The organism is Schinkia azotoformans (genome assembly GCF_035811335.1).
In the GTDB taxonomy this organism is placed as follows: Bacteria; Bacillota; Bacilli; order Bacillales; family Bacillaceae_J; genus Schinkia; species Schinkia azotoformans.
In genome coordinates this window covers 18,335-41,688 of record NZ_JARSMD010000002.1, presented here as the reverse complement: position 1 = coordinate 41,688, position 23,354 = coordinate 18,335, and the positions used below count along the sequence as shown (strand labels likewise).

Below are 23,354 nucleotides of genomic sequence, written 5' to 3'. Positions count from 1 at the left end.
TTTATGCATAAATTAAGGATTAATCCCATTGCCATGCAGGATTTGCATGATATCAAAGAATATATTACAAAAGAGTTTGATAACTCAAATGCGGCAGTTGATGTGATTACAAATATTATGGGATGTTACGAAAAACTAAAAGAGTTTCCGTTGCTCGGAATAGAATTATCGTCCAAGATTGATATCCCAACAGATTATAGGTATTTGATTTGTGGTAATTACATTGTTTTTTATAAAAATGATGATGTTTATGTTTCCATTTATCGGGTTTTATATTCAAGACGCGATTATATAAAGATTCTTTTTGATAAAAGTAAAAATGAAATTAGCCATGAAGAAAATTAACCAAATCTAATTCATGAAGGCAAAGGAAATCTGTGAAGGCATCTGTACTGGGTGTCTTTTTTTATGCCCAAAAAAGAGAGGAGGTGGAGTCGTGGCAAACAATTTCGGGCTTCGGATCGGTGTTGAAGGGGAGAAAGATTTTAAAAACGCTTTACGGGATATCAACCAGAATTTCAAGGTTCTAGGCAGTGAAATGAATCTGGTAGCCGCTCAATTTGATAAGCAGGATCAATCTCTTGAAGCGTTGACTGCTAGAAACGGAGTGCTAAACAAGTCCGTTGATGCTCAGAAAGAAAAAATCAAAACATTAGAAGCCGCCCTGCGAAATGCTTCTGAATCGTTCGGTGAGACCGACAGACGAACGCAAAACTGGCAAATTCAGCTGAATAATGCGAAATCGGAATTAATGAAGATGGAGCGGGAGGTTGAAAATAATAACCAAGCCATTCAACAACTGAATGAGGGTTTTAATGAGGCTGAAGGCGAGGCAGAGCAGTTCGCAGATGAAGTGCAAAACGCCGCAGATCAAACCGAAAAAGCCTCTGGCCGCTTTGAAAAGTTGGGCGGCGTTTTAAAAGGAATCGGAGCAACAATTGGTACAGCCGTAGCCGCCATTGGTACAGCCGCAGTCGCTGCTGGGGCATCCCTAATTAAACTCGGCGATGAGTACAATATGGCGGTCAATCAGATTTCCGCTTCCACAGGTGCCACCGGGGCTGAGCTTGAGGAATTAGGTGAGGTTGCTCAAAACGTGTACAAGCACAATTTCGGTGATAGCTTGGAGGATGTGGCCAGCGGGATTTCAGAAGTGCAAAAGATAACCGGACTTATGGGCGAAGAATTAGAAAAAGCCACGGAGTCCGGTTTTGCTTTGCGGGATACATTTGGCTTTGATATGCAGGAATCCGCAAGGGCCGCAGGTGCTCTCATGAAAAACTTCGGAATCTCTGCTGATGAAGCCTATAACATTATTGCGACAGGTGCCCAAAATGGTGCTGATAAAAACGGGGATTTGTTAGATACCCTCAATGAATACTCTGTTCAATATGCCTCACTTGGGTTAAGTGCCGATGAGTTTATTGCTAGTTTAGTTGCTGGTGCTGATAGCGGTGCATTTAGTATTGATAAGGTCGGAGATGCGGTAAAAGAGTTTAATATACGGGCCAAAGATGGAAGTAAGACCAGCATGGAAGCTTTCAGCGCTTTAGGTCTCAATGCAGAAGAAATGACGAAGAAGTTTGCACAAGGTGGAGAAACAGCCAATGCTGCTTTTTTCACCGTTATTGAAAAGCTTCAGGAAATTGAAGATCCCCTCCTCAAAAATACGATCGGTGTTCAGCTGTTTGGTACGCAGTTTGAAGATTTAGAAGCAAATGTACTTCCTGTTCTTTCTGGCATCAAGGATAGTACTATCGCGAGCGGGGATGCATTAAATCAAATAAAAGAAGTGAAATATGACAACCTAACCGATGGACTTGAAGGAGTAAAACGTTCCTTGCAAGGTGTGTTTTTACCTGCTGTCAGCGAAGTATCGGCAGGAATCACGGATTTATTTTCAGGTTTGTCTAATGGCATCAATGCAGCTGATGGTGATTTTGAAAAAATTGCAGAGGTGATCGGCGAGACAGTGGGTGGTATTACAGAACTTATCACCGAGCAACTCCCTCAATTTGTCACTCTTGGCCTACAAATAATAATGGCACTTATCGGGGCGATTGTTGAAAATCTTCCGTTGATTATTGATTCTGCCATGCAAATTGTGACGACTCTACTTCAAGGATTGATTGAGGCCTTACCTCAAATAACCGAGGGAGCACTTTACCTTGTTCTCAGTTTAGTAGACGGCATCATTGCGAATCTGCCAGCCTTAATCGAAGCGGCATTGACGATGATTGTCACCCTTGCGACCGGAATTGCCGAGGCCTTGCCAAACCTCATTCCATCGATTGTTGAGGCGATTCTCTTAATCGTAGATACCATTATCAATAATCTCGACATGATTTTGGAGGCGGCATTTAAAATTATTGAAGGATTAGCGATGGGACTGATTAATGCCTTACCTAGATTAATAGAGGCTTTGCCAACCTTGATTTCAACTATTATCAATTTTATTACTTCCAATCTACCAAAGATTGTGGAGATGGGGGTCAAATTGATTGTCCAATTGGCAGTCGGACTTGTTCAGGCCATTCCCCAGCTGGTGGCCCAATTGCCACAGATTATTTCAGCACTCATTGTTGGGCTTGGAAAAGCAGCGGTTTCCATCGTTGAAGTCGGTAAAAGTATTATCAGAGGACTTTGGAGCGGGATTTCTTCAATGGTTGGCTGGATTAAAGATAAGGTCAGCAACTTTGTCGGCGGTATCGTTAGCAGCGTAAAAGGTATTCTTGGCATTCGCTCTCCTTCAAGGGTATTTGCTGGTATCGGTGAGAACATGGGTGAAGGAATCGGTGTTGGGTTTACAGATGCTATGAAAAGTGTGGAAAAGGATATGGAAGGAGCCATTCCTACTGACTTTGACTTGAACATGGATAGTGTTGTGACTGGTCTTGAAGGGGGAAATAATGGAGCAGTCTTTGATGTGACCATCCCCTTAACAATTGATGGAAATGTCTTAACCCGGATTATTGCCCAGCTGCAATGGAATCAAAATACGGTAACTGTCAGAAACTTAGGAGTTGCTGGCTCGTAAAAGGAGGGCAGATTGGTGATTGAAATCTATGCAGGAAATACATTAATTCAGACTATCCGGAAAGTGATGACTGCAAGTTTAAGAGAAACACTTGAAGGAGAGTTTACTCTATCTTTTACAGTCCTGGCCAAATCTGCCCTTGCCTTAAAAACGAAGCAGGTAGCCAAAATCAATAATCAATATTTTGAAATTGTACAAATCACGAAGTCATTGCAGGGGAGCCTTCCAGTCTGTTCGGTGACATGTGAGCATGTTTCCTACATTTTGAATGATGAAGTCTTTACAATAAATGAATTTGATTTTACAGGAGATCCTGCATCTGGGTTGAGTCAGCTTTTATCGGGAACTCCTTTTTCGGCAGGTAGGGTTGATTTTACTAATAGCTGTACAATGAAAATCAACCAAGAGGTGACAAGACGAGCGGCGTTAATGCAGTACATTGCCATCTTGGGTGGCGAGATTGAATATGACGGCTACCAGATTAATATTCGAAGTCATCGTGGAAGCAGTGAGTATCAGTCGGTGATGGATTCAAAGAATGTTACGAATGTGTCAGTCACACATGACTCTCGGGAAAATGCTTCTTCTTATGAAATTTCCTTCTTTAGACTTTTGAATCTAGCAGTCGGGGATAACGTTCATATTGTTTTCAGGCCTTTAGGGATTGATGTGAAAACAAGAATTATTTCTTTAGAATACAATCCCTTTTATCGGTACAACATTCGGGTGGAAGTTGGTCGATACAAGCCGAGTATTTCCGATACTTTCTACCGATTTGAAAACTCCTTGAACACGGTGGAGTCTTCGTTGAACGAGGTTGGCAGTTCGGTAGATGGCCTGCAGTTTCAAATGGATCAGCTTCAGGTTTCCTACACACTAGTGAAAAGTTTAACGATTGATGAGAGTTATATCAATGTTACCTATGAAGTGGAAAAAGGAGACACCCATCAATATTTTGCCAAGTACAGCTACACTACTGATGCCAACGGAAGGATTACGAGCATCACGTTAGAGGATATTTTTTCAGAGCTTCTATTAAAGGAAGTTTCTGCCCTGTTGGTTGATGCGACTAGATTCGAAATCACATATAAAGATGGAGAGATTGCTAGTTACAACTATACAACAGATAGCAACGGCAGAATTACCGGGATTGAAAAGGTGGTGGAGGGGTAAACCATGGCTTATCACAGCAATTTTAATAATACATTAGCAATCTGGACTGCTTTCGGTGGCAGGGGTGAGCTCATTCTTCCCATCCCCACTTTGACTTGGCAAAAGAAGTATTATTATGATTTTGGCTACAGCAAATATGGAACTGAAACGCAAATCAAAGTGTATGATAATGGGAATGCCCAGATTGCTGTCTATCATGCGAAAACGCCATACATGTCATATTTCAATCAATCGACTAGGAAATGGACCGTGGTTAGTGTTCCTTGGTGGAGCTATGGAGCACCAGAAGTATTATGGGCTGGCGGTGGGGTGTTTATAGCCAAAATTACAGGCATGGCCAATATTATTGCTTCATTTGATGGCGTCACTTGGTATAACGCTGGCTACTGCCAAGGTGCCCAGAACTCGATGACCACAGGGGCTTACGATTCCACTCGGGGATCAGGTGTTGTCAGTTGGTGGTATTACAAGTCCCCGGTCTATTACAGTTTTGATTCTTTAACTGAAAGAACCGCTTGGACATTGGTAGGGGCCGATGGGACCTCTGTTCCGATTTTTAGTTACATGACCACACATAAAGGATTGTTTGTTGGAGTCGTTGGTGGAGACCGCTCGATTGCAGTAGCAAATACAGCCAGTCCATGGACATGGTTTACAACTATTGATGAAGTACCGGATACATATTATATGTTTATCCGTTCGGTCCATGAAAAGCTCTTTGTGATGAAGTACCGCTATGTCGCTGGTAAGTTTTATGTGTATCTCTGTGTACTAAATGATAGTGCAACCGGGTTTACGGAAACAAACCTTTCTCATGTTGGCAGTCTTGCCGATAATCGAATACCGGACCCAGAAAACATCATCTGGATGGAAGATTGGGGGAAATATGTTCTTTTCAATGAGAGCATGCTTTATGTATCAGATGATGGCTTGATGTGGGAAGGTGTCGAGCAGCCGGGGTTTACAACAACGAACTCGGATGTATTTGGCGGGGCTATTTATGTACCGGGTGATGGGTTTTATGTGAAGTGTAGTGATTATGTTTATTATGCTCCGTATTAGGGAGCGTCATTTTGAATATTTTAACCTTCTCCAATTGCAAAAATATGTAGTACAAAAGATCAGTAAAATACTAGAATATATGTGACTGATTAACTAGATTACACCCTCCTGTGATATATAATGGTATTGAATAGTATTTTATTAAAATAAGTGATTCGGGAGGGTTGGAAATGTCTATGAAGTCACTAAAAGTCGGGATAACAACTTTAGTTTTACTTTTAATAATAGCTTTACCAATATTCCTCATTGAACCTGCTAAACAAGTAGAAAGTAGTGGAAGCGCCAATAATGCTGTTAATATAGACGACAGCTTTAAATTGAATTGGCAAAAGAAGTATTATAAGGATTTTGGTTACAATCAAAATGGCAGTAAAATAAAGATTAGCTTGCATGATAATGGTGAAGCACAAATAGCGGTATATCACGCCAAGGAACCTTATATGTCATACTATGATAAGGAAAAAGCAGAATGGACTGTGGTAGAGAATACATGGTGGGAACATGGAGTACCTGAAATTTTATGGGCTGGAGACGGTGTGTTTTTAGCTAAGATTACAGGGATGGCTAATATTATTAGTTCCTTTGATGGTATCACATGGTATAACGCTGGATGTTCTAAGAATGCTAAAAATTCAATAACGACAGGTGCTTATGATAACAAACAAGAAGTAGGAGTTGTCAGTTGGTGGTACAATAAGACTCCCGTTTATTATAGTTCTAATTCATTAACAGAAAGAACAGAATGGACGTTGGCAACAGGCACAGAGGAAACCACAAATCCTATTTTTAAATACTTAAAGGGGTTATTTGGAATCGAAGATCAACCGACAGTCCCCATTTTTAGTTATCTTACAGCGCACAATGGATTATTTGTAGGTGTGGTAGGAGGAGAACGTTCTATAGCTGTTGCAGATCCAGCTAATCTTGAGGAATGGACTACTACTATTCCTGAACAATCAGATACTTATTATATGTTTATCCGATCAATTAACGCCAAGCTTTTTGTGATGAAATACCGCTATGATGGCGATCTTTTTAATGTAAATCTTTGTATGCTAAGTGATGATGGCACTGAATTAACAGAAACGAACTTATCTCATGTAGGAGACCTTGCAGATAATCACATTCCTAATCCGCAAAATATCATCTGGATGGAAGATTGGGGTAAATATGCTTTATTTACTGAAGGCATGTTATACATTTCAGATGATGGATTGACTTGGGAGGGTATTAAGCAGAAAGAATTAATAACAACCAACTCTGACACATTTGATGGAGCTATTTATGTACCTGGTGATGGGTTTTATGTAAATGCTAGTGATTACGTGTATTATGCTCCATACTCTAAATAGAAAAGTTAAATATTATCAAATATACAGGCGCTTTGTGATTTTTAGTCACAGGCGTCTTTTTATATAGAGAAAGTTAATTGATAGGGAGGGAGTAAGGTGGCTATAAAGGAAATTTGGATATATGTACAGTCAGCAATTGCAGCAATGGGTGGATGGTTGGGGTGGTTTCTTGGTGGCTTTGATGGATTTTTATATGCTCTTATTACTTTTGTAGTTGTAGATTACATTACCGGGATTATGGTTGCAATTATCGACCGAAGGCTTTCCAGTGTTATTGGAGCTCGAGGGATTTTCAAAAAGATTCTAATTTTCATATTGGTTGGGATCGCTCATATCATTGACAGTCGATTGATTGGTGACGGCAGTGTCATTCGCACAGCAGTCATCTTTTTTTATTTGTCTAATGAAGGGATCAGTATTATTGAGAATGCTTCCAGGATTGGCCTACCGATTCCCCAAAAATTGAAAGATGTTCTAGCTCAATTGAACGGAAAAGAAAAGGACGGTGGTAGCAATGGAATTAACCACTAGATATATGACTAGGAATGATTGCTATAAAGCTGGGCAGAAAATCTCGCCCAAAGGAATTATGGTCCACTCCACTGCAACTCCCGGAGTGATGGCAGCCGATTGGTTTAGCCGGTGGAATAAATCCTACCAAGCTGGTGAAACAAGCAGGCAGGTCGCTGTTCATGCTTTCGTTGATGATAAAGGGGTGTGGCAGTACTTACCTTGGAATCATCGAGGCTGGCATTGTGGTGGATCCGGGAACAATACTCACATTGGCTTTGAAATTTGTGAGCCGGGCGGTTTTTCTTACGGAAAAGGATCTACAATGAATGGATATAATGTATCGAAAAATGAAGCTTATTTTAGAAAGGCTTGGCAGAATGCCGTGGAGCTTTGTGTGATACTTTGCCAAATGTATGGCCTTACTGAACGTGATATTATTTGCCATTCTGAAGGTCACAAGAAGGGAGTTGCCAGCAACCACTCGGATGTAATGCATTGGTTTCCGAAGCACGGAGAAAGTATGGATTCCTTCCGGTCGGCTGTGGGGGCTGCTTTAAATAAATCACCAGATTTACCATCAGGGATTCAAGTAGGAGACTTGGTGGAAGTTAAAGCATCAGCAAATTCCTATTATCCCGGCGGATCCGCCATTCCTACCTGGGTCAAAACCGATTCATATCATGTAGTGACTCAGGTTGTTTCAAATGGGAAGCCTGTTGTAAAAGGCGGTAAGACCTGTGTGCTCCTTGGCAAGAAAGTAAATAAAAAGACTAGGGTTGAATCAGAGGGAATTATGAGTTGGATTGACGCTGGCTCTTTAATTGTGATTGTTTCAAAGGCCAGAGAAATAAATACACCGAAGGAAAGTAAGAAGTATTATAGGGTACAGGTCGGGGCCTTTAACAATAAAGAGAATGCTGAAGCACTTTTAAAGAAAGTAAAATCGGCAGGCTTTTCAGATGCATTTATAAAGAATGATTGAATATTTTAATACGAATTGTTCTATTTTTAGGGCTGGTATGTGCTGACATATCGGCTCTTTTTTATGGTTTTTTATCTACTTATTCTCTTGCTATTTAGCCCCTCCTAAGTGATATATACTATAACCCAAAAAGCAAAAGAACCTTGATGCAAAGCGACTTCAGCGCTTCTTTTTGGGAGCCATGATTGAATAGAAGATGCCAGGTGTTATTAAACAAGGATGAAAATTTGAAAGGAGGCAACAACATGGCAGAAGCATTATTTGGCTCATTCGAACAAGGTGTAGGTGGTTTTTCATTAATGGATCCACCTGCAGAAAAACCTAAGCAACTAAGAGTGGCTGCTTATGTACGGGTCAGCAGCCTTTCAGATGAACAAGAAGGTTCTTTTGATAACCAAAAGACTCATTACACTCAATTAATTCGCTCCACACCAGGTTGGAAGATGGTTGACATCTATACAGACCATGGGCGAACTGGAACTTCGATGGCAAAACGCCCAGGTTTTAACCGAATGATTCGACACGCTTATGAAAAGAAAATTGATATTATCCTTTGCAAGTCGGTGTCCAGATTTGCGAGGAATGTACTTGACGCCATTAACACGATTCGAGAACTGACTGAGTTGGGAGTTCGAATTATTTTTGACAAAGAAAATATTGATACAGGTGATATGGCGAGTGAGTTTATCCTCACCATGTTATCTGCAACAGCACAAGAGGAGAGCCGAAGTATATCAGAGAATATAAACTGGGCTTTAGCAAAGCGATTTGAAAGAGGTGAACCGGTCTTTGTTAGAAAGCTAGGCTACCAAAAGAATGAGCAAAAAGAATGGATTATCATAGAAGAAGAAGCACGCATTGTTCGAGAAGCCTTTGAAGAAGTATTGAATGGGAAGACACCTTCTCAGATTGCTAAGAAATTCATAAAAAAGAGATATAAGAAAATTAACGGGCGAACTGACTGGTCTTCCACCACAGTTCGATTGATACTACTAAATCGGGATTATACAGGAGACGTCATTTGCCAGAAATACTATACAGAAAGTTACCTTTCACATAAGCTAGTGCGCAATAATGGAGAAAAAACTCAGTATTTTATCGAGAATCACCATGAGCCTATTGTGAGCCGAGAAACATTTGAAGCAGTCCAACGAGAACTGGAGAGGCGTAAAAAACCGAATAAAAATAAAAAGGTGAAACGCTACCCGCTTTCCAGTCGGATTCAATGTGGGAAATGCGGGGGGAATTTGCATCGATTCATTTGCAAAGGAGTTGTAAGATGGCGCTGTGAAAATAACGTAAAAAGCAAAGAATTGTGTACCATGGGAAGCATTAAGGAAGATGTAATCAGGGAAGCAATGCAAGAAGCCTTTCTAGAGCGCTACCGGATGAAACGGTTTATGTATAACATAGAGAAAATGCAAAAAGATCTAAGAAGTGCTGTAGCTGCAAGAGATATTTCATACAACAGACTTCGCTTGGATTTAGAAAAAATATTATTAGAAGAGAATATTGCACTCATTAATGCTAATGGGGCTGAAGCGGGTCGGACAGATAAGAAACTAGAGGAGCTGGCATCGAAAAGAGCATCTATTGAAAATGAACTCAAGATAAGGGAGGACTGGTGGAAGTTACTGGATCAAGATTTTGCATTTAGAGAAGAGGCCCAAGCAAAACTCAAGGAACTAGAGGCAATGCGGAATCCAGTCAAACCACTACAAATAGAACTTCAAAATATATCCTTCTTAAGGGCATGGGTAGTGCGTGTAAAAGCGATAACACCAATGTCCTTTTGTATGCAGTGGATTGATGAAAAGGAAACAAAAGTCGACTTAAGAAAGGAGTAGGAAAAGATGAGTGGACATCAAAGTTCATCAAGGGTAAGGATAATTCCGGCAAAAGCCAGAACTGGCCGGATGGAAGCGAATCCTGGTGGACAAAAGAAACGGATTGCAGTGTATGCCCGAGTATCCACTGACTCAGAAATGCAGGCAAGCAGCTATGAACTCCAAGTGGCTTATTACAAAGATTATGTAAGTAAGAATCCTGCTTGGGTACTAGTTGATGTTTATGCAGATGAAGGGATATCAGGGACCTCAACGAAAAACCGTACAGAATTTAATCGAATGATACAAGACTGTGAAGCAGGGCGAATTGATTATATTTTGACCAAGTCAATCAGTCGCTTCGCACGAAATACTCTTGACTGCATTTCCAGAATAAGGATGCTCAAGAGCCTACGACCTGCCGTTGGCGTTTTCTTCGAAAAGGAAAATATTGACACTTTAGATTCGAAGTCAGAGCTTTTCCTAACGATTCTATCTTCCATGGCGCAAGAAGAGAGTCGCTCCGTTAGTGAAAACACAAAATGGGGAGTACAGAAGCGATTCCAACAAGGAATAGTTCATATGCCAACCACGTTTTTCCTAGGCTATGACACAACTGAAGACGGAGAAATAGTCATCAACGAAGAACAGGCAGAGGTAGTCAGAAGAATTTTTCGAGAGTTTTTAGAGGGAAAAGGATGTCCAACCATTGCAAAAGGTTTAATGAAAGATGGATTAAAGACAGGAAAGGGAAATACAACGTGGACGGGAGATGCGGTCTATAAAATCTTAAGGCAAGAAAAATACCAAGGCCATTGTTTAGCACAGAAAACCGTGACAACTAGCTACCTTACTCATAGACGCGTTCGGAACAGGGGACATCAGCCGCAGTACTATGTAAAGAATACCCATCCAGCCATTATCAGTGAAGAGACCTTTGAAGCCGTTCAACAAGAAATGAAAAGGCGAAGATTGATGATGCGGGACCCGGATAAAAAATATCGGCAACATTTTAGTGGACACAGCCCATTTTCCAACCAATATTTTTGTGGAGAATGCGGAAGGCCGGTTATACGAAGAAGGATGACCTCAAGCAGGAAAGGGGAGAAGTATTACATTTCTGCTTGGCAGTGCCGAGTAACAGCAGGACGAGATCCAGATTATAAAGATTGTAAAACGAGCTACGTTCACGAAACCGATTTAGAAAATGCCTTTATGAAAATAATGAGGGAGATGAAAGAAAACCAAGATGAGGTAAGACAAGAAGTGCAACAAACCATTAAAAAGGCTTCCCTCTCTCCGCCGGAACAACAGAGGCTAGAGGAGCTGAACGTTCAAATTGAAGCAATTGCGGACCGAATTAGTGACCTAGCCGCAAAAGAGTCAGCTACCAGCGACGCCATTTACGATGCAACATTAAGGCACTTAATTTACGAACAGGAAATTCTCCAACAGGAGCGGGACAGCCTGGAAGAAAACATGCAAGAACAACTGTATTTAGAGAAGCAATTCCAGTTACTCCTAGACTTATTAGAACAAGCTGAGGAACTAGAACATTTTGATGTGGATCTTTTCAAAAATACAATCGAGCGAGGCATTATCTATAAAGAGCGGATGGTCGAATTTCAATTTAAGTGTGGAGTAAAGCGGACCATCTGTGTCCGAGAGCGCAAGACACCTAAAAAGAAACAACCTAAATAAACTGAATAAACATAAACCTCTTTCCACCCGGAAAAAGAACTTGAAAGTTCACGGGATGTGAGTGATAGATGGACACGAACTATTATCACTTATTGGAAAGGGGTTTTTGTATTGGATGCATTTCAGAAAGGAATGTGGACTAAAACATTATGGGATCCAGTGAAGGAAAGAGAGGAAAGTCCGTTAATTGGTGAAAAGCAAGTTAAAGTAGCAGCTTATTGTCGAGTCAGCTCTACTTTGGATGAACAATTACGCTCTCTTGAAAATCAGGTGAGCCACTATACCCATCTGATTCGAAGTAAACCCAACTGGAAGTTTGTCGGTGTGTATGTAGATAACGGGACTAGTGGAACAAGCTTCAAGGGTCAGCGGGGATTGCAGCGACTGCTTCGCCATTGTGAAGAAGGAAGAGTCGACTTCATTTTGGTCAAGAATGTCTCTCGCTTGTCACGAAATGCTGAAGAATTGCTTTCAATTGTTGAAAAGCTAAATGCTTTAAAGGTCGGACTTTACTTTGAAAAAGAACATATTGATACATCCATCGGGTACAATAAATTTCTTTTAAGCACTTATGCGGCCCTTGCCCAAGAAGAAGTTGAAACCATTTCGATATCAACCAGGTGGGGATTTGAAAAGAACTTCAAAAAAGGCATCCCTCGATACAACAAGATGCTCGGTTATGATGTGGTGAAAAAAGATGGGCGGAATGCTCTTCAAATTAATGAAGAAGGAGCCATCATCGTTCGCCAAATATTTGATTGGTTTCTACAGGGGATGTCCATGGCTGACATTGCACGTGAATTGATGCAACAAGGTGTGAAAACATCGGTTGGAAAAGATTTGTGGAGAGGCTCAACCGTAAAACACATTCTAACCAACATAACCTATACCGGAAATAAGCTGACAAGAGTTCGGACAAAAGATATTTTCACAAATAAGACCACCAAACATATTAGAGATGAGATTGCCATCGAAAACTGCCATCCCCCCATTATCAGTATGGAAGTATTCAATCAGACACAGAAACGTTTGGAGGATATCAAGCCCAAGAGGCATTACAAAGGGTCAACGGGGAAAAAGCATTGTCTTTCGGGAAGAATGAACTGTCACCGCTGTGGCTATCGGTTAAGTAATTATCCAACAAGAGGAGTGAATTATTGGAAGTGCAGTCCCAGCGACATCGGCGTCTGTGAGTTTTCATCCATCAGAGAGGATATTTTGAGAGACATGGTGATGGAAGGGTTTCTGCAAAGGTTTGAAGCGAGTAACTCTTCCATTCTTACTCAATGTAAAAAGGTATTGCAAGAGGTCAATCAAAAAGATCATTTTGAGTTTCACCGATTAAGATGGATGACTGAGCTCGAGCTAGCGAAAGAAGGAAATGGGGACCTGCCTAAATTAGAACAAGAATATAAGGCTTTTGAAAAACATATCGCCAGAATTGAAGATGATCGCCCTTATCGCAATCAAACATTAAGTTGGCTGGAGACAGTACAGGATATTGAAGAGTTTTTAGAAATAGTAACGATTGAACAGCTCAGAGCTTGGGTGATGGGAGTGGAGATTTATTCACCTAACGATTATCGCATCGAATGGGTGGATGGTATTGAAACCGTCATTGGAGAAATGCCTGAGCATCCAAAAAAGGAAAAGATTCCTGAAGCAAATAATACATTTCAAAAGCCTAATGAGTATAAGCCGTTGTATCAGGTCATTGATGCAGATGGCCATTTGAAAGAAAGGAGTGAGGAAAGTATGCCAGCTCTTGTGGAACGAGAAGTCATCAAAATCGAACCAAGAAAAGAGAATAGCATGTTAAAGACGATTGAGAAAAACTTGCGCGACCATCCTTCCTCCGCCACAGCCCAACCGGTTAAGAAACCACTAAGAACAGCCGCCTATTGTAGGGTATCGACTGATCGAGAAGAGCAGCTTACCAGTTATAAAACTCAGGTCGCATACTATACGTATTTAATTCTTAAGGACCCACGATATGAATTTGCAGGGATATTTGCAGATGAAGGGATATCCGGAAGATCTCTTAAAAACAGAACAGATTTCAAAAAAATGATGGATGAATGCATCCGAGGACACATCGATTTGATTCTTTGTAAGAGTATTTCAAGGTTTAGCCGGAATACTTTAGAAACGTTGAAGGCGATTCGTTTATTGAAGTCACTCCCTAGACCAGTGCACATATATTTTGAAAAAGAGAACATTCATACGGAAGATGCCGATAGTGAATTGATGATTACGATTTTTGGAAGTATTGCTCAAGAGGAAAGCATCAACATAGGAAAGTCCATTGCATGGGGAAAAAGAAGTCAGGCGGAACGAGGCATCATAAAAGTGGGAACTGCCAATTATGGTTATCAGATTGGAGAGAAACATCAATGGTATATCGATGAAGAAGAAGCTAAAGTTGTTCGGCGTATCTATTCGGATTTGCAAGCCGGGAAAAATTACACCCAAATCATAACCGGATTAACTAAAGATCGCATTCCAAGCCCCAAAGGTAAAGATGTCTGGAGTCTTAGCACGGTGAAGGGTATCCTGCAGAATGTGGTCTACAAGGGAGATTATCTTTATCAAAAATATATCACCGTAAATACATTAGAAGAAAAAACCGCTCCTAATGAAGGGGAGTTACCTCAGTATTATATCGAAGGCCATCATGAACCTATTATTGATCCGGAAGAATGGGAGAAGGTACAAACCATTATTCACAAACGCAGCGAAGCCTATAAGCAGCAGTACTACCAAAAGTATTCCAAAGACCAGAATAAAAATTCATCTTTTACAGATAAGTTGTATTGCGGGGAATGCGGAAACGTTTTAGGTTATGAACGAAGTATAGAGAGACGAAATTCCAGCGGTAGACAAGAAATAAATCGTTGGGTGTGTAGGTTGGCTGAGAAATATTATGCTGTTAATGGATGTTCATCCCAACGTTTTCACCAAGCCTATCTGGAAGGCCACTTTCTCCATCTATTAAAAGGGCTTGAACAAAATGAACTATTTCAACAAGAAGTAGAGAAGGTCATTGCTCAAACGGAGCTAAGTGCCCATGAGCTGAAACAAGAAGAAGAGGCTCAAAGAAGGATGGAGCATTTAAATCAAGAGTTATACGAGGCCGTGGATGAAGAACTGCATAAAGATGGACAAGACCACCAAAGGGTGGATGCCCTAAGTGAAAAGATAGTAAAACTGCATCAACAGTTGAAAGACTTCTCTGACCGTAAACAGCTAGCGGAGCATTATAGAAATGAATTCAAAGAGCTGAATAAGACAATCAAAAAGCTGGGCGATGAAACGAATCTGGCATTCCCTGCGGACCTTTTTGAACAGTTCGTGGAACAGGCTAAAGTCTATAAAGATGGTAAGATTGTATACCATCTAAGCCTGGGCCTGGAGTGGTCAACGGGTGAAAGATACGAAGATTATCGACATCAGATTGCCATGCAAAGAAAGGCGGAAAGGCTCACCAAACGAAAGGAAAGTCAGGCGGCATTTTTAAAAGGGCCAGAGGTAACTGCTTTACTGGAATATTGTGAGAAACCACGGAGATGGGGAGAAATCCTAGCCTTTATGAACACAAAGATGACGATCTCAGAATCCTATTTCAGGAAGAGCATTGTACTGCCATTGATGGAAGAAGGGAAGCTGCAGAAGGACTTTATACCAGGCAGTCAAAGTAAGCGGAAATATTATATGGTGAAGAAGTAATGAAGGAACCCACTGAGTTGGCTTATGCCGCTTGGTGGGCTTTTTTAGTGTGTAAAAAATTTATTACGAGAAAAGAAACGGGTTAGCTACTTTTAGTTACAAATAGTTACAAAAATTTTAATAATAGATATTTTATTTATGGTAAAATTAAATTGAATAACAGGTGTAAATGACTGAGGAGAGATTAAATGCAATTTGAGGTTTTTTCAATAATATTTGACCAACGCATGAAAAATGTTAATAAAAATAAAAGGCTTATTGCCATTGAAGAATACCTAGCTGAAAATTTTGGGTTGCAAGTGGATTTTGAAGGAGATATTAATAAATGTAAGCTTCAAATTATGCAATTAATACGGGATGAAGAACAACAAGCAAAAAATATACTTGAGGATATAGCAAATATATTAAATGAGCGGTATTCAATAGGAGAACCATTTTTTGTTTCATCAATAAGTACTAATCATACAGCAAAAGAGCTTTATGATTTATTAAAGGATATTTTTCCTGAGGAAACCCGTGAATATGAATCAGTAGACTTTCTATTAGAAAATATAACCTTAGATGAAGCCGCAAATAAAGTGGTCTGTACAATAAGGTATACTGATTATTATTTAAGTCCGGTTACGCAGGAGAGAGAAAGAGAATTAAGTAATGGGAAATTTACTCTTTCCTTTGACTTGTCTAATAATATTTTCATGTCCTCAAATTGCGGATATAGTAAGCTTTATAACAAAGCTATTCAGTATATAAGTGAGTCTACAACTGAAATAATAATAAAACAGTATTATGTTCAGAATAAAGTCCGATATATGAAAGATAGAACAATGAGTGATTTTGATCCATTATCATTATTAGTTGTGCAGCTTATTTACAAGAAGTTTACTGAGATTGGGCTGCAACTTCAAAGTGTAGATTCACTTTCATTTAATAACGAAAACGCACCCAGAGTTAAAAATGCAAAACTTGGTGGAAACGATTTATTTAAGGATCCAGATGTTGTTGAACGACTATATAATGGTGATAAAATAACAAAATGCACTGTATCCATTTTTAAGTTAACCACAAACAATAAGGCGGTATCGACAAAGTTGACAATTGATTTCAGAGGGGTATTGAAATTCACTTATGATGATTCAGAATTTATTAATGAGTCATCACTAAGAAATATTTGTTTGGATATCTTAAAAGGGATAACTGAACTTTTAGATGATGAAGACTCAATTAAGAACGGAGATGCGTTATTAAGAGAAAAACTGATAAAGACAGCATTTAAGACTAAATCGGTTTTTGCTCAACTTGTGAAAGATATTAAAAAAGATATAATTGAATTAATAAGTACAAATGAAAGTGAAACAGAGAAAATTGAAAAGTACTTTAAAGAAAAATATGGTATAGAAAGTTCTGAAGAACTATAAAATGAAGGTTAAAGGGAGGGATTTGTTATGTTTTTTTCAAGTAATGCAATTGTTGTGGAGACATTTGATGTTACAGTAGAAGAATTAAAGAATTTTTCCTTTGGAGAAAACGGCAAATTCCTTTCTATAACTTTTTACGATCAACATAAAACTTCCGGTGAAATTCATTGGTCTAATTCTTTTGAATTTGGAAAAATGAATATCATTAATTTCTATAGGATTGATAATAAGTTTATACTGTTTACCTCATCTGCGCAAAATCATGAGTATTTAAAAATTTTATTATCGAAATTACTAAACAGAGATGTAAATATAAACTTACTGAAGATTCCGTTACCTGTTCCTAAAGATATTTCATTTGATACTTTTGAAGAAGTTAAATCCTTTGAGATTGATGAATATTTTGGACTAAGTCTTATTATTACTATTGAAGGGAAAATTATCCTCCTGAAAATTTATACAAACGGTCTAATTACCTATACACTTACTGACAATGAGGAGGTACTAAGAAAAATTTTAGAACTTGCTCTAAAGTTTATTCTAATGATAAATGAATAAGTTTGAAAGTATAATTAGCTCTATTTATTGCTTTTTACAAGGCATTTCAATTGATTCTGTTCAGTATTTAGGATGGATTTCTGCAATTGTGGCTGCTTTGCTTGCATTGACTGCAATTGTATTTAGTCAACAAAATGATAAGGTTATTCAAACTTCTAACGATTTGGCGAGAGAAATAAAAATAACCGCACTTGAAGAAGAAATAAATTTCTCAGAGATAACGAAAAAGTTTAATAAAATACTTTCTCTTTTACAAAACCAAAGAGTTTATAAACAAACTTTGGTTTTGTTTTCTATTACATCTTTTTTGGGTGGGGTATTATGGATTATAGGTGCTGCTGGATATTTTCTAGATATGAAGACACCACCCGATAAAATATTAGTGTTATTTTCAACTATCCTTTTGTGTATTCCGCTATTTTTTTTACCATTAATAATTATGAATTTTAATAAGGAAGCACCGATTGAATTAAATAAGTATAAGAAATTCACATTAGATTCATTTGTTGAATTTTTTAACTTTGGTGAAAAAATAAAAACTGATACTATTTTTAAAGAGTTACTTAGTACAAAAATATTAATAGGAATTGATAATAAAAAGAAACTTTATATAGAACTTATGAATGAGGTTCCTTTAACAGATTTTGCAGTTGTAATTATTTTAGGTAGAAGCAATAGTGAAAAATTAACGTTTAGAATAACATCAAAGGGGAAAAAGGAATTATCGAATAAACTTATTTTATTACCTAGCGATAATAATTCATTCGAAGGTTTATTTGACTTTATTTCAACTTCCTTATCAAGGCATAACGATATATATTTTACTTCTTTAACAGGTGATACAAAAGCTGTATTCAAGTTAAAGAAGGTGGCTTCTGATGATAATAAAATATTGCTTTCTTTAAATACATATGAAGGAAATAAATCTTTTATTAAGCCAGTGCTGGATAAACTCAGTCATAAATACGATACTTTGTCGTTAAAAACACAAGACAAAAATTTAGTCTATCTTTTATCTGAGAATAGTAAATCCAACTGGTTGAAAAATAAACAAGTAAAAATGTATCTAGATAAAATAAAGGATTAAAATACAATTTTATATGATATCACTGATTTAACCCATCACAATACGTGGTGGGCTTTTTTTTGTTATAAGGGGGATATATTTTGCGTATTTTTATCCATTCAGCCTCACGGCGTGTTTGAAATATATCCGTGAGCTCAAGAGTCTAGGAATTGGAATTTTCTTTGAAAAGGAAAATATTGACACATTGGATACGAAGAGTGAATTATTTCTAACCATTTTATCTTCGATGGCCCAAGAAGAATCACGGTCAATTAGTGAGAACACCCGCTGGGGAATAAAGAAGAGATTTCAACGAGGCATAGCGCATATTCCAACAACTTATTTCTTAGGCTACGATACAGATGAAAATGGAAACCTAGTCATTAATGAAAAAGAAGCAGAGATAATCAAGCGGATCTATTACGACTTCCTTAATGGAAAAGGGACAGTAACCATTGCCAAAGAATTAATGCGGGATGGAATATTAACCGCAAGAGGAAATAAAACATGGACCTCGGATTCTGTTTATAAAATATTAACGAATGAAAAGTTTTGTGGAAATGCACTTTTACAGAAAACAGTCACTGTCGATTTTTTAACCCATAAACGTATCCGAAATGACGGAAGAGAACAACAATATTTCATTAAAAACCATCACCCTGCTATTATTCCAGAGGACGATTGGAATGCGGTCCAGCAAGAGATGAAAAGAAGAAGCAATATGTTTAGGAATCCAGACGGCAAATATAAACAGGCCTATTCAAATAAATCATGCTTCTCAAATATCCTATACTGCGAAGAGTGCGGCCATCCCATTGTTCGACGGCGGCTTACATCAGAGAGGAACGGAGAAAAATTCCTATATACCGCATGGCAATGCAGAACTAGGGTTCATCCTAAAAAATACAACGTGAATTGTAAGGCAAAATTTGTTTGGGAATCTGCCCTTGAGCGGGAGTTTACGGCATTACTCCATGAGTTAAAAGAAGGAAAGGAAGAATTGATTCAAGAAGCTCATAAAGTCATTGAAGAATATGACCTGAGTTCAGCAGAAAAAGCACGAAAATTGAATCTCGAAGCTCAAATTGAACAAATTAACGAACGAGTATCAGAACTTGCCGAACAAAGTAACTCTACTGTCGCAAGTGTCTATGAAGCCTCTATCAACCATCTATATTATGAACAAGAGTTGCTTCAGTCCGAATACGATGAACTGAGTAATAAGCAACAAGAAAGTAAGCATATGGAACGGCATTTAGAGACCTTACTCACCTTCCTATACGAATTTGATGAATCAGAATTTAATGAGGACATTTTTAGGCAGGTCATTCAGCAAGGCACCATCAACCAAGATCAGAAAGTTACACTGGAATTTAAATGTGGGATTAAAAGAACATTCGTAGCTCTACGACAAAAATAAAATTCAATAGAAACAAACCCCTTGAACTTTTATCGAGGATGAGTGATAGATAACATACCTTCAACAGATGAAGGAAGATCACTATTCTGATAAAAGGAAAGGGGTTTTTGTGTTTGTCGAAGGACATTCTAAAAGATTATGAGTGGAACGAGGTTCTGTGGAAACCGTTATCTCAGGAAAAGTCTAGCTTAATAGAATCGGAACAAAGGATTATCCGAGTGGCTGCTTACGCTAGAACAAGTAAAAAGATTAGTACACAAATACAGTCATTGGAAAATCAAATTGACTACTTTACACGCTTTATTCAAACGAAGCCACACTTTAGGTTGGTATCCATTTATTACGATGAAGGTGTCTCAGGCACCAAAATGAAAAATAGATTTGGTCTCAACCGTTTGTTACGGCATTGCAGGGAAGGAAAAATCGATTACATTGTCACGAAAAGTATTTCTAGATTTTCCCGGAATGTAAAAGAACTTATCGAGGTAGTGAAAGAGCTACAAGAACTTAAAGTAGGTTTATATTTTCAAAAAGAAAACCTTGATACCTCCAAGGAATTTAACGAGTTTTTACTGGCGACCTATGCGGCTCTTGCTCAAAATGAGGTGGAAACGCTCTCACATAATGTTAGTTGGGGTTATGAGAAAAGAGCATTGAGAGGCTCACCGAAGTTTGAAAGAATTCTTGGATACCAAGTTACCTATCATCAAAAAAAGACTCATATCAGCGTTGATGAAGAAGAAGCAAAGGTCGTAAAGAAGATCTATGAATTATTTCTTGGTGGAGCAGCACTTAATGAAATTGCACGTTATTTGATGCAAGAAGGGATTCAAACCTCTAAAGGAGGCACGATTTGGGATGGGTCAGTTGTAAAAAAGATACTAACCAATGTAGCATACACTGGAAATCGATTTGCCCACTTTCAAACGACTGCCCTCCTGGATAATGGGAAACCGAATGCTGTACCGAGCTATTATATTGAAAATAGCCATCCAGCTATTATTGACCCAGCCATGTTTGAGGAAGTGCAAAAACGGTTTAAACCAAAAGAGCGTAAAAAGGAAAATAAAAAAGCAGACTTCCGGTCGTTATCGGGACGAGTCATGTGTGGAAAATGCGGATGTAATTATCAGTTCTTAACCGACTATGCAACACCTTGTTGGCGTTGCAGAATGAGTAAAAGTGGAATGTGTGATTCAACTAAAATGTATGAGTCAGAGATTCTTTCCATGATGAAAAAAGCCTTTGTAGAACGCTTTAGCAGTGACTCTATAGCGCTAAGGGACATTTTTTATCCGATGAAGCGACTCCATGAACATGACTATTTAGAACATCGAAGATTACTATATTTTAGCGACATTCGCCTTGCTAAAGAAGAAGAGAAAGTAGCACCAGAAGAAGAACTGGGTGCTATTGCTAATAAAAAACATCAGCTAGAAGAGGAGTTTTTTCACTTTGAAAGATACGTCAAAAAAATAGAAGAAGATAGACCTTATCGTGAAAAAGCCCTCTCGTGGATGAAAAGCCTTCAATCTCTAGATGAATTTTTTGAGAAAGCCACTATTGATTATTTGCGAGCATGGGTCGTGAACATGACTGTTTATTCAAAAGATACTTTTATTGTTCATTGGTTTGACCAAGAAGAAACAAAGGTTGGTAAAGGTTCTATGCCTGAACCACCAAGAACCTTGAGGAATCAAAAGAGAAAAGAAAAATCTACACAAACAGGAATTGATTTTGAAGGGAAGGAGGAAGGCGATGTGCTTGTTGCACCCATCAAAAGAGAAGCGAATTCAACATCGCATGTTAGTTTAACAAAGCAAATAAAAAAAGAACAAAAGAACATGTGGAAGGTTGAACAGTCGATTCAATCGCAAACGAAACAAAAAATACTTAGAACGGCTAGTTATTGCAGGGTTTCAACAGAAAAAGATGCCCAACAAATTAGTCTGGAATCACAAGTCGCGTATTATACCTATTTGATTTTAAAGAATCCGGAGATGAGCTTTGCGGGTATTTTTGCAGACAAAGGATTATCAGGGATACAATCTAAAAATCGAATAGAGTTTAATCGCTTGATGCAAAAATGTAAGCAAGGAAAAATTGATCAAATCTTGACCAAATCCATATCAAGATTTGCAAGGAATACGGTTGACGCCCTGTATTATGTAAGAATGTTGAAGTCGCTCAATCCACCGGTCTACGTGCATTTTGAACGTGAGAATATTCATACAGCCGATAAAGATAGTGATTTAATGTTAACAGTTCTCAGCAGTATGGCTCAAGAAGAAGCAATCAATGTGGGAACCAGTAGTCAGTGGGGAAAGCAGAAGTTAGCGGAAATAGGGATTGTAAGGCCAAGTCGATTCCCGTATGGATATATGGCTGATGAACATAAGAATTGGTGCATTGAGCCAAAACAAGCGGCTGTGGTAAAACGAATGTATGAATCTTATGCAGCAGGAAAAAGTATCGGGAGTATTGCTCGAGAGTTAAGTGAAGATGGTATTGAAACTGCCAATGGAAATAAATATTGGCACCCCAACACAGTAGGAAAAATGTTGGCATCACCCGTTTACAAAGGCTGCGTACTTTACCAACAAACCTACGTTAAGGATCCATTTACGAGAAAACAAGTGGTTAATCAAGGGGAACTGCCCCAATATTATATTGAGAACCATCATCCAGCTATTATTACACCGGAGGATTGGGAGAAGGTCCAAACCATCCGAAAGTCGAACCAACCTAAAGCAACTCGTTCCTCAGTCAATGCTCAACATCCATTTCGCCAGACTTTTCGGTGTGGTGAGTGTGGGGGGATTATCAGTCAGTACGAAAGTTACGACAGACAAAAGGATGTCAACAAGAAGAAAGCTCGAAGCTATTGGAGGTGCCGTGTTGCCAATGGTAAAAACTTTTCTAGTTCATGCAATTCCTCAAGCTTTCGTGAAGAATATATAGAGCATAACTTTATGAGTGCATTGCTTGAGATGAAATCTGATAATCGCCTAGAACAAAAGGTAAGAGCGGTTATTGAGAAGACCAACCTTACAACAGAAGAACTCGCTAAAGTTAAAGAGATAGAATATGCAATGGAACAGCTCAATCAAGAGCTCTATGAGGCTGTGGATGAAGAGCTTAATCAAGCGGGACAAGATACCAAGCGGGTTGAGGCATTAACGAATGAAATTGTGAAGTTAAAAAGTCAGCTAGACACTTATGAAGAAAGACAGGAACTGGCTGCAAAATATCATGATGAATTCGAGTGGTTAGTGAATGAATTAAATGAAATGGATGATTTCAATCCATTGAAACAACGTATCCCTTTCCGGGTGGACTTGTTTGAACGGATCGTAGAAAGTGGAGTGATTCATTCTGATGGTCGAATTGTATATCAATTAAAGTTAGGTGTTGAATGGGAAGCATACCTGGAAGACAAGTGTTCCTACAAACTGAAAGTGAAAAGAAAGCGAAAGAAAAGAAAATAACGGGAAACAAGCAACCCACCGAGTTAGCGTCTAGG

Annotated in this window: 15 protein-coding genes; all 15 read left to right on the top strand. The window is 38.7% G+C overall.

Annotation, left to right across the window (positions count from 1 at the left end; all coding sequences use genetic code 11):
• Nucleotides 1–3 precede the first annotated feature (3 nt).
• The 15 genes from P9E47_RS01560 to P9E47_RS01490 all read left to right on the top strand — a co-directional run bounded on the left by P9E47_RS01560 (nucleotide 4) and on the right by P9E47_RS01490 (nucleotide 23,319).
• Nucleotides 4–345 (top strand): type II toxin-antitoxin system RelE/ParE family toxin, encoded by a 342-nt coding sequence (locus tag P9E47_RS01560; RefSeq protein WP_326162388.1) that lies wholly within the window; start codon nucleotides 4–6, stop codon nucleotides 343–345.
• 91 nt (nucleotides 346–436) lie between these two features.
• Entirely contained in the window at nucleotides 437–3,037 is a 2,601-nt protein-coding gene (locus P9E47_RS01555) for a phage tail tape measure protein (RefSeq protein WP_407697158.1), read from the top strand.
• A 15-nt stretch (nucleotides 3,038–3,052) separates the two neighbouring features.
• A complete protein-coding gene (locus tag P9E47_RS01550; protein WP_326162386.1) occupies nucleotides 3,053–4,210 on the top strand; it encodes a prophage endopeptidase tail family protein in 1,158 nt (385 codons plus the stop codon).
• 3 nt (nucleotides 4,211–4,213) lie between these two features.
• The gene (locus P9E47_RS01545; protein ID WP_326162385.1) at nucleotides 4,214–5,272 is read left to right on the top strand and encodes a hypothetical protein; all 1,059 of its coding nucleotides are present in this window, start codon (nucleotides 4,214–4,216) and stop codon (nucleotides 5,270–5,272) included.
• Nucleotides 5,273–5,442: 170 nt separating this feature from the next.
• Nucleotides 5,443–6,624, top strand: coding sequence for a hypothetical protein (locus P9E47_RS01540; RefSeq protein WP_326162384.1), 1,182 nt, complete (start codon nucleotides 5,443–5,445; stop codon nucleotides 6,622–6,624).
• A gap of 102 nt (nucleotides 6,625–6,726) precedes the next feature.
• Entirely contained in the window at nucleotides 6,727–7,155 is a 429-nt protein-coding gene (locus tag P9E47_RS01535) for a phage holin family protein (RefSeq protein WP_326162497.1), read from the top strand.
• Nucleotides 7,139–8,119, top strand: a complete 981-nt coding sequence (locus P9E47_RS01530; protein ID WP_326162383.1) for an N-acetylmuramoyl-L-alanine amidase — start codon at nucleotides 7,139–7,141, stop codon at nucleotides 8,117–8,119. The genes P9E47_RS01535 and P9E47_RS01530 overlap by 17 nt, the downstream gene beginning before the upstream one ends.
• Before the next feature lie 245 nt (nucleotides 8,120–8,364).
• A complete protein-coding gene (locus tag P9E47_RS01525) occupies nucleotides 8,365–9,966 on the top strand; it encodes a recombinase family protein (protein WP_326162381.1) in 1,602 nt (533 codons plus the stop codon).
• 6 nt (nucleotides 9,967–9,972) lie between these two features.
• Nucleotides 9,973–11,646 (top strand): recombinase family protein, encoded by a 1,674-nt coding sequence (locus P9E47_RS01520; protein ID WP_326162379.1) that lies wholly within the window; start codon nucleotides 9,973–9,975, stop codon nucleotides 11,644–11,646.
• A gap of 111 nt (nucleotides 11,647–11,757) precedes the next feature.
• Nucleotides 11,758–15,372: a recombinase family protein gene (locus tag P9E47_RS01515; protein WP_326162378.1), complete on the top strand. Its 3,615-nt coding sequence runs from the start codon at nucleotides 11,758–11,760 to the stop codon at nucleotides 15,370–15,372.
• Between the two features lie 188 nt (nucleotides 15,373–15,560).
• The gene (locus P9E47_RS01510) at nucleotides 15,561–16,787 is read left to right on the top strand and encodes a hypothetical protein (protein WP_326162376.1); all 1,227 of its coding nucleotides are present in this window, start codon (nucleotides 15,561–15,563) and stop codon (nucleotides 16,785–16,787) included.
• Between the two features lie 27 nt (nucleotides 16,788–16,814).
• The gene (locus tag P9E47_RS01505; protein WP_326162374.1) at nucleotides 16,815–17,345 is read left to right on the top strand and encodes a hypothetical protein; all 531 of its coding nucleotides are present in this window, start codon (nucleotides 16,815–16,817) and stop codon (nucleotides 17,343–17,345) included.
• Complete coding sequence (locus P9E47_RS01500; protein WP_326162373.1) at nucleotides 17,338–18,432, top strand: hypothetical protein; 1,095 nt, start codon at nucleotides 17,338–17,340, stop codon at nucleotides 18,430–18,432. The genes P9E47_RS01505 and P9E47_RS01500 overlap by 8 nt, the downstream gene beginning before the upstream one ends.
• A gap of 115 nt (nucleotides 18,433–18,547) precedes the next feature.
• The gene (locus P9E47_RS01495; RefSeq protein WP_326162372.1) at nucleotides 18,548–19,831 is read left to right on the top strand and encodes a recombinase family protein; all 1,284 of its coding nucleotides are present in this window, start codon (nucleotides 18,548–18,550) and stop codon (nucleotides 19,829–19,831) included.
• A 113-nt stretch (nucleotides 19,832–19,944) separates the two neighbouring features.
• A complete protein-coding gene (locus tag P9E47_RS01490; protein ID WP_326162371.1) occupies nucleotides 19,945–23,319 on the top strand; it encodes a recombinase family protein in 3,375 nt (1,124 codons plus the stop codon).
• Nucleotides 23,320–23,354 lie beyond the last annotated feature (35 nt).